The 7,983-nt window shown below is 55.8% G+C and carries 5 protein-coding genes, 1 tRNA gene, 2 rRNA genes and 2 pseudogenes; 6 read left to right on the top strand and 4 right to left on the bottom strand.

Annotation, left to right across the window (positions count from 1 at the left end; all coding sequences use genetic code 11):
- The 4 genes and pseudogenes from IMCC21224_RS19440 to IMCC21224_RS19425 form a co-directional block, all read left to right on the top strand.
- A 23S ribosomal RNA gene (locus IMCC21224_RS19440) occupies positions 1 to 3,426 on the top strand; the annotation flags it as partial.
- Positions 3,427 to 3,557: 131 nt separating this feature from the next.
- Positions 3,558 to 3,672: ribosomal RNA gene (gene rrf / locus IMCC21224_RS19435) — 5S ribosomal RNA — on the top strand.
- A gap of 89 nt (positions 3,673 to 3,761) precedes the next feature.
- Positions 3,762 to 3,838 (top strand) — tRNA-Met (locus IMCC21224_RS19430).
- 272 nt (positions 3,839 to 4,110) lie between these two features.
- Positions 4,111 to 4,353: pseudogene (locus IMCC21224_RS19425) on the top strand (transposase); the annotation flags it as partial.
- 40 nt (positions 4,354 to 4,393) lie between these two features.
- Here the strand turns inward: IMCC21224_RS19425 and IMCC21224_RS19420 are convergent.
- Positions 4,394 to 5,481, bottom strand: a protein-coding gene (locus IMCC21224_RS19420) for an IS3 family transposase (RefSeq protein WP_156178101.1) whose coding sequence is annotated in 2 segments (ribosomal slippage) — positions 4,394 to 5,220 and positions 5,220 to 5,481 — 1,089 coding nt in all. Because the reading frame shifts where the segments join, the coding sequence is not laid out codon by codon here.
- Positions 5,482 to 5,565: 84 nt separating this feature from the next.
- On the opposite strand from IMCC21224_RS19420, the pseudogene IMCC21224_RS19410 reads away from it, so the two are divergent.
- Positions 5,566 to 6,399, top strand: a pseudogene (locus IMCC21224_RS19410) (IS3 family transposase); the annotation flags it as partial.
- A gap of 3 nt (positions 6,400 to 6,402) precedes the next feature.
- Here the strand turns inward: IMCC21224_RS19410 and IMCC21224_RS28600 are convergent.
- Both IMCC21224_RS28600 and IMCC21224_RS19400 read right to left on the bottom strand, forming a co-directional pair.
- On the bottom strand, positions 6,403 to 6,771 hold the full coding sequence (locus IMCC21224_RS28600; RefSeq protein WP_369796036.1) for a hypothetical protein: 369 nt from the start codon (positions 6,769 to 6,771) through the stop codon (positions 6,403 to 6,405).
- Positions 6,731 to 7,045: a hypothetical protein gene (locus IMCC21224_RS19400; protein WP_047996747.1), complete on the bottom strand. Its 315-nt coding sequence runs from the start codon at positions 7,043 to 7,045 to the stop codon at positions 6,731 to 6,733. The genes IMCC21224_RS28600 and IMCC21224_RS19400 overlap by 41 nt, the downstream gene beginning before the upstream one ends.
- A gap of 132 nt (positions 7,046 to 7,177) precedes the next feature.
- Between IMCC21224_RS19400 and IMCC21224_RS19395 the strand changes: the two genes are divergently transcribed.
- The gene (locus tag IMCC21224_RS19395) at positions 7,178 to 7,756 is read left to right on the top strand and encodes a hypothetical protein (RefSeq protein ID WP_047996746.1); all 579 of its coding nucleotides are present in this window, start codon (positions 7,178 to 7,180) and stop codon (positions 7,754 to 7,756) included.
- Here IMCC21224_RS19395 and IMCC21224_RS19390 read toward each other — a convergent pair.
- The gene (locus IMCC21224_RS19390) at positions 7,750 to 7,950 is read right to left on the bottom strand and encodes a hypothetical protein (RefSeq protein WP_047996745.1); all 201 of its coding nucleotides are present in this window, start codon (positions 7,948 to 7,950) and stop codon (positions 7,750 to 7,752) included. The two genes, IMCC21224_RS19395 and IMCC21224_RS19390, sit on opposite strands and share 7 nt — an antisense overlap.
- Between the last annotated feature and the right edge of the window lie 33 nt (positions 7,951 to 7,983).

The following is a 7,983-nucleotide window of genomic DNA, read 5'->3' as shown; positions in this document are numbered from 1 at the left end:
AGGCGATGAAGGACGTGATACTCTGCGATAAGCCATGGGGAGCTGAGAATAAGCTTTGATCCATGGATTTCCGAATGGGGCAACCCACCTGACAGTTTGTTATAATAGCCTTCGGGCTGCTTATAATGGCTGAAACAGGTACTTATTACCTGAATACATAGGGTTTTAAGAGCAAACCCGGGGACTGAAACATCTAAGTACCCGGAGGAAAGGACATCAATAGAGACTCCCCTAGTAGCGGCGAGCGAACGGGGACCAGCCGAGTCCTGAGAGTGACCAGAACGACCTGGAAAGGTCGGCCATAGCGGGTGACAGCCCCGTATGGGAAGCTCAATGGAACGTATTAAGTAGGCGGGACACGTGAAATCCTGTTCGAAGATCGGAGGACCACCTCCGAAGGCTAAGTACTCCTTACTGACCGATAGCGGAACCAGTACCGTGAGGGAAAGGTGAAAAGCACCCCGACGAGGGGAGTGAAACAGTACCTGAAACCGAACGCCTACAATCAGTCGGAGCTTGACTGGACTCTAATAACAATCTGGGGCCATGAGATTGTCCTGTAGAAACGGCTGGAAGAGAGCAGAAGTACTGTTCTCCGGCAGCGGAAGCGATAGGACGAGAAACATGGCTGACGGAACTTTGCAGTGCTTATGCTGATAGCCGGACTGACGGATATGGGCCATGAATCATTGCGGCACGGAGGCAGGATGCCTTGGCAAGTCGGAAACGACCCCAAGGCTGGCAATCTCCGCAGGCCCAGGTTCTGGAGCGGCGCGCCAAAGCGCCTCTGAAGTCTATCCTGCGTTACGATCTGGGCCGCAAACGTGGGCCATTTGGAAATGCGGTTGGACTTTCGGTGGGTGAGCATGGCGAAACCTGGGTGGGCTTTGGCTCAACCTATACCTACCAATTCGGACGCAGCCCGCTCTATGCGGAACTGCATGCAATGCGGGTCTTTACGCCGATAATGGCGGATTTGACCTTGGCGGACCGGTTCGAATTTAGATCGGGAATTGAGTCTGGGTTACGAAGGCCGGGAAGGCTGGCGCTATAGCGTCAGTTACGATCACCGGTCCAACGCAGGGATCTATGACATCAATCCGGGAATTGAGACCGTTCAATTCGGGTGAGTGTCCCGCTTAAGTAGAAGATTATTATTAGTGTCCAGTCTTGTGACGGCGTACCTTTTGTATAATGGGTCATCGACTTGGTCTATCTAGCAAGCTTAAGCCGTTAGGTGTAGGCGCAGCGAAAGCGAGTCTTAATAGGGCGTTGAGTTAGATGGATCAGACCCGAAACCGAGTGATCTAGGCATGACCAGGATGAAGGTAAGGTAACACTTACTGGAGGTCCGAACCCACACCTGTTGAAAAAGGTCGGGATGAGTTGTGCCTAGGGGTGAAAGGCCAATCAAACTCGGAGATAGCTGGTTCTCTGCGAAATCTATTTAGGTAGAGCGTCATCCGAATACCCCGGGGGGGTAGAGCACTGGATGGTAATGGGGCCCCACAGGCTTACTGATCCTAACCAACTCCGAATACCCGGGAGTACTAGATGGCAGACACACAGCGGATGCTAACGTCCGTTGTGAAGAGGGAAACAACCCTGACCTACAGCTAAGGCCCTAATTCATGGCTAAGTGGGAAAGCAGGTGGGACGACCAAAACAACCAGGAGGTTGGCTTAGAAGCAGCCATCCTTTAAAGATAGCGTAACAGCTCACTGGTCTAAATAAGTTGTCCTGCGGCGAAGATGTAACGGGGCTCAAGCCATGAGCCGAAGCTTAGGATGCCGTAAGGCATGGTAGCAGAGCGTAGTGTGACATAGTTCCATGTCTCTTTTGCCTCTTTCGGGAGGTATTGGAGACGCGGAGCTTTCTGTGAAGCTGGCGCGTGAGCGATCCGGTGGAGAGATCACTAGTGAGAATGATGACATGAGTAGCGACAAAGAGTGTGAGAGACACTCTCGCCGAAAGTCCAAGGGTTCCTGCTTAAAGCTAATCTGAGCAGGGTAAGCCGACCCCTAAGGCGAGGCCGAAAGGCGTAGTCGATGGGAACCAGGTTAATATTCCTGGGCCAGATGGAAGTGACGGATCTCGAAGATTGTTCCTCCTTATCGGATTGGAGGGCCGTTGAGAGGTTCCTGGAAATAGCTCCATCGCTAGATCGTACCCTAAACCGACACAGGTGGACTGGTAGAGAATACCAAGGCGCTTGAGAGAACTATGTTGAAGGAACTCGGCAAAATACCTCCGTAAGTTCGCGAGAAGGAGGCCCGGTTTCTAGGCAACTAGAGGCTGGGGGCACAAACCAGGGGGTGGCGACTGTTTACTAAAAACACAGGGCTCTGCGAAGTCGTAAGACGACGTATAGGGTCTGACGCCTGCCCGGTGCCTGAAGGTTAAAAGGAGGGGTGAGAGCTCTGAATTGAAGCCCAGGTAAACGGCGGCCGTAACTATAACGGTCCTAAGGTAGCGAAATTCCTTGTCGGGTAAGTTCCGACCTGCACGAATGGCGTAACGACTTCCCCGCTGTCTCCAACATAGACTCAGCGAAATTGAATTGCCTGTCAAGATGCAGGCTTCCCGCGGTTAGACGGAAAGACCCCGTGCACCTTTACTACAACTTCACACTGGCATTAGGCCGAACATGTGCAGGATAGGTGGTAGGCTTTGAAGCGTGAACGCCAGTTTGCGTGGAGCTTCCCTTGAGATACCACCCTTGTTCTGCTTGATGTCTAACCGCGGTCCGTTATCCGGATCCGGGACCCTGTGTGGTGGGTAGTTTGACTGGGGCGGTCGCCTCCTAAAGCGTAACGGAGGCGCGCGAAGGTTGGCTCAGAGCGGTCGGAAATCGCTCGTTGAGTGCAATGGCAGAAGCCAGCCTGACTGCAAGACTGACAAGTCGAGCAGAGACGAAAGTCGGCCATAGTGATCCGGTGGTCCCAAGTGGGAGGGCCATCGCTCAACGGATAAAAGGTACGCCGGGGATAACAGGCTGATACTGCCCAAGAGTCCATATCGACGGCAGTGTTTGGCACCTCGATGTCGGCTCATCTCATCCTGGGGCTGGAGCAGGTCCCAAGGGTACGGCTGTTCGCCGTTTAAAGAGGTACGTGAGCTGGGTTTAGAACGTCGTGAGACAGTTCGGTCCCTATCTGCCGTGGGTGTAGGATACTTGAGAGGAGTTGCCCCTAGTACGAGAGGACCGGGGTGAACGAACCACTGGTGGACCAGTTGTCGTGCCAACGGCAGTGCTGGGTAGCTAAGTTCGGACAGGATAACCGCTGAAGGCATCTAAGCGGGAAGCCCCCCTCAAAACAAGGTATCCCTGAGGGCCGTGGTAGACCACCACGTCGATAGGCCGGAGATGTAAGCGCGGTAACGCGTTCAGTTGACCGGTACTAATGGCCCGATAGGCTTGATTTGATCCAGTAATAGCCAGGTTTGGCTCGCTGGAACAAAAGCATACACACCAAGTGGAACGACTTGGACAACGTTGATTGAGGAAAACAACCCTGTCGAGTGCGCAAGCATCCGATGTTCAGGGATTTATTTGGTTTGGTGGTCATAGCGCGAGCAAAACACCCGGATCCATTCCGAACCCGGCCGTTAAGTGCCGTAGCGCCGATGGTACTGCGTCTTAAGACGTGGGAGAGTAGGTCACCGCCAGACCTAATAAGTCCCTGAACAAATGTGTATCTCTCAACGATGTTCAGCGATATCGCCTTGGCATATCCAAAATCGGAGCGCCATAAAACTGTCGCGGGATGGAGCAGCCCGGTAGCTCGTCAGGCTCATAACCTGAAGGTCGTAGGTTCAAATCCTACTCCCGCAACCAAAAACTTTGACTTAACAGTCGCTTAGAAGCCGCCCTACCGGGCGGATTTTTGCGTTCAAACATTTCGGAAGCACTGCGGAAGCAAGAGGGCGCGCAAGGCTGCGAATGTATGCGCAGTGACGATCAAAGAATCCGACTCAAAGCCGCCGCTGTGTCGGATGCCGCCACCCATGAGCAATTCAGCTTTGTATCGCAGCTGTCCGGTAATCCCCCCCGAAAGTAAGGGGCTGCGGAAGTAGAATTTTCTCGGCAAGATGCATGAGGAGATTCAGATGAAGATGACGAGATACAGTGAGCCGCAGATCCTTGCGATCCTGCGCCAGGCCGAAGGCGGTGTTCCGGTGGCCGAGCTTTGCCGCGAACATGGTATGAGCACAGCGTCCTTTTACAAATGGCGGGCGAAGTATGGCGGGATGGATGCTTCAATGATCGCGCAGACCAAGGCGCTTGAAGACGAGAACCGACGCCTGAAGAAGATGTTCGCAGAGTTGAGCATGCAGAACGAGTTGCTGAAGGGGTAATCCCCCCATTTTTAATGGGGTGCAGCCGTAGAACTTACGCGGCCATTTTCAGTTTCTGTGCGGGTGTGATGCCGCCGATGCCCATGTTCGGGCGGTCGTTGTTGTAAGTCCAGAGCCATTGCGTGGCGAAGTCTTGGGCCTCCTCGATGTTTTCGATGATGTGTTGGTCCAGCCATTCATTCCTGACGGTGCGGTTGTAACGTTCGATGTAGGCGTTCTGCTGGGGCTGTCCTGGTTGGATGTGCTGGAGGGTAACACCTTGTTTCTCAGCCCATTCCAGCAGCTTGATGCTGATGTATTCAGGGCCATTATCGACCCGGATCGTGCCGGGCTTGCCACGCCATTCGATGATGCGATCGAGGCTCCGGATCACGCGTTCAGCAGGCAATGAAAAGTCGACCTCAATGCCAAGCCCTTCGCGGTTGAAGTCGTCCAGCACGTTCAGCAGTCGAAACTGACGACCGTCGCTCAGCCTGTCGGCCATAAAGTCCATCGACCAGGTCATGTTGGGGGCCTCGGGTACCGCCAGCGCGTCGGGTTTATCCCGCTTTAGCCGTTTGCGGGGCTTAATCCGCAGGTTCAGTTCCAGCGCGCAATAGATGCGATAGACCCGCTTATGGTTCCACGGATGACCTTTGACGTTGCGCAGGTGCAGATAGCAAAGTCCGAAGCCCCAAGTCTTCCTCGTATCCGTCAGCCCGACAAGCAAATCGGCAATCTGTTCGTTCTCATCGCTCAGAAGCGGGCTGTAGCGATAGCAGGTCTCGCTAACCCCAAAGGTGCGGCACGCCACGGCGACACTGACCCCGCGTCGCTCTACCGCCGTTGCGGCCATCTCTCGTCGCTGAGATGGCCCAGTCACTTTTTTCCAAGGGCTTCCTTCAGCAACTCGTTCTGCATGCTCAACTCTGCGAACATCTTCTTCAGGCGTCGGTTCTCGTCTTCAAGCGCCTTGGTCTGCGCGATCATTGAAGCATCCATCCCGCCATACTTCGCCCGCCATTTGTAAAAGGACGCTGTGCTCATACCATGTTCGCGGCAAAGCTCGGCCACAGGAACACCGCCTTCGGCCTGGCGCAGGATCGCAAGGATCTGCGGCTCACTGTATCTCGTCATCTTCATCTGAATCTCCTCATGCATCTTGCCGAGAAAATTCTACTTCCGCAGCCCCTTACTTTCGGGGGGGATTACCAAGGAAGCCCTTGGAAAAAAGTGACTGGGCCATCTCAGCGACGAGAGATGGCCGCAACGGCGGTAGAGCGACGCGGGGTCAGTGTCGCCGTGGCGTGCCGCACCTTTGGGGTTAGCGAGACCTGCTATCGCTACAGCCCGCTTCTGAGCGATGAGAACGAACAGATTGCCGATTTGCTTGTCGGGCTGACGGATACGAGGAAGACTTGGGGCTTCGGACTTTGCTATCTGCACCTGCGCAACGTCAAAGGTCATCCGTGGAACCATAAGCGGGTCTATCGCATCTATTGCGCGCTGGAACTGAACCTGCGGATTAAGCCCCGCAAACGGCTAAAGCGGGATAAACCCGACGCGCTGGCGGTACCCGAGGCCCCCAACATGACCTGGTCGATGGACTTTATGGCCGACAGGCTGAGCGACGGTCGTCAGTTTCGACTGCTGAACGTGCTGGACGACTTCAACCGCGAAGGGCTTGGCATTGAGGTCGACTTTTCATTGCCTGCTGAACGCGTGATCCGGAGCCTCGATCGCATCATCGAATGGCGTGGCAAGCCCGGCACGATCCGGGTCGATAATGGCCCTGAATACATCAGCATCAAGCTGCTGGAATGGGCTGAGAAACAAGGTGTTACCCTCCAGCACATCCAACCAGGACAGCCCCAGCAGAACGCCTACATCGAACGTTACAACCGCACCGTCAGGAATGAATGGCTGGACCAACACATCATCGAAAACATCGAGGAGGCCCAAGACTTCGCCACGCAATGGCTCTGGACTTACAACAACGACCGCCCGAACATGGGCATCGGCGGCATCACACCCGCACAGAAACTGAAAATGGCCGCGTAAGTTCTACGGCTGCACCCCATTAAAAATGGGGGGATTACCCACGGCAGTCGGGTTATAGCTGCTTTCAGCTTCGACCAGGGCGCGGAACAGGATCTGCCAGTCGTCGGCACCCAGACCAACCTGGCGCAGGGCGCGGTTCCCCTGGTGGCGGACGGCAGTCGTCTGGATCAGGGAGAGGATGTGGTCGCGACCGGAAGGCAACGTGGCGTCCAGCGAGGCCAGAACAACATCGGCTTCAGTGCTATCATCCAGACCAGCCCATGCAGGCCGCTCGCCATGAAAGGTCCAGCCAGATGTCCGGGCCGTGCCGTCGCGGCCGAAGGCGATGACGTCAGCCGCGCTCCTCGAGGATGATGCTGTAATCAGGACCAAAGCGCAGATCGCGCCCGTCACCGAACTCGAGATGATGTTTGAAGAGCCCCGGCCATATGTTGAAATACCGCGGCTCGGGCCCGTGCGGGGTGATCCGGGTCGAGACCAGAATGGCTTCCGGCTCACCCTCGCGCAGGTAGATGCACTGGTAGCGCGGCTTGCCATCGTCCGGGAACCCCACGAGTTCATACCGGCAGCGGAACGCGATGCCCTTCTCGGACAAGTCTTTGACACCATCGATGGTGATCAGGATCTGGTTGCGCGCTATCGGCATGTTCGGACTCTCCCCACGAGAACCCTTCTACTTCACGACACTAAGGCCATAAAGACATATGGAGTCAATACGACATATTACAGAAAAATACATATTGCACGATAGTTGCCGCAACTTTTGCGGGAGAGCGACATGAGACGACAGGCGATGGCAGCTGCAATGGGGGTGATGGCGGTGTTCGGAGCCCCTGAGAAGGCACAAGCCTATGACATCGACTGCGCCATCATGCTCTGCATGGCGGGTGGTTTTCCCCCGAGTGCTGTCTGCGCGCGAGCCTATCGCACCATGATCCGCCGCATCACGCCCTGGCCAAGCCTGCCGCCCTTCGGGGTCTGCACCTTCGCCCATGTGCCGGTTGAGCTGGGCGGGCCCGGCGGAAAGGGCGAGCTCGACACCAATTTGCCCGAATACGAATGGCTGAACCGCACTCATGTGATCTGGTTCACCGGGCGCTCCTACGAGCCGCGCGACGAGCCACGTCAATGGGACTGGTCGATCCGCTCCTGCGATCGCGAGAACCGGACCTGCCGCTACATCCAGCGGGTCTACGGGTCCCACACACCCTGGCCCGCGACATTCGTCTCGGAAAGCGGTCAGGAGCTCGCCTATCCGACCAGTGGAGGGCTTTGGCACTTCTATTCTCGTAGCATCATGGTCGAATTCGGCGACTACGAGGGCAACATGGGCCACTCGGAGTGGTTCTCCTACTGATCCAGAGCGCCCGATGCCTTCAGGGTGACCGGGCGCAGGTCGGCAAGATCTGCATCAAAGCGTTCCGGATCGACATGCCAGCGGCGGCTCACCGAACCGTCATTCCAACGATAATCGGTGAACAGGTGAAGCTCCTGCGCACCGTCGTTCAGAAACCCCTCCTGAAAAGGCCAACCTGTCTTTCTCTTCGCCATGTACCCGCGCCACTCGTACCGTTCTTGCCGTTA

Source organism: Puniceibacterium sp. IMCC21224, assembly GCF_001038505.1.
Taxonomy (GTDB): domain Bacteria; phylum Pseudomonadota; class Alphaproteobacteria; order Rhodobacterales; family Rhodobacteraceae; genus Puniceibacterium.
Note: the sequence above shows the minus strand (reverse complement) of the source record. Positions and strands in the feature narration are given on the sequence as shown.

What these genes read in the sequence shown, in the direction of transcription:
- IMCC21224_RS19400 (WP_047996747.1), bottom strand. Translation starts at nt 7,045, where the DNA reads ATGCCGATAGCGCGCAACCAGATCCTGATCACCATCGATGGTGTCAAA.
- IMCC21224_RS19390 (WP_047996745.1), bottom strand. Translation starts at nt 7,950, where the DNA reads ATGGCGAAGAGAAAGACAGGTTGGCCTTTTCAGGAGGGGTTTCTGAAC.
- IMCC21224_RS19395 (WP_047996746.1), top strand. Translation starts at nt 7,178, where the DNA reads ATGAGACGACAGGCGATGGCAGCTGCAATGGGGGTGATGGCGGTGTTC.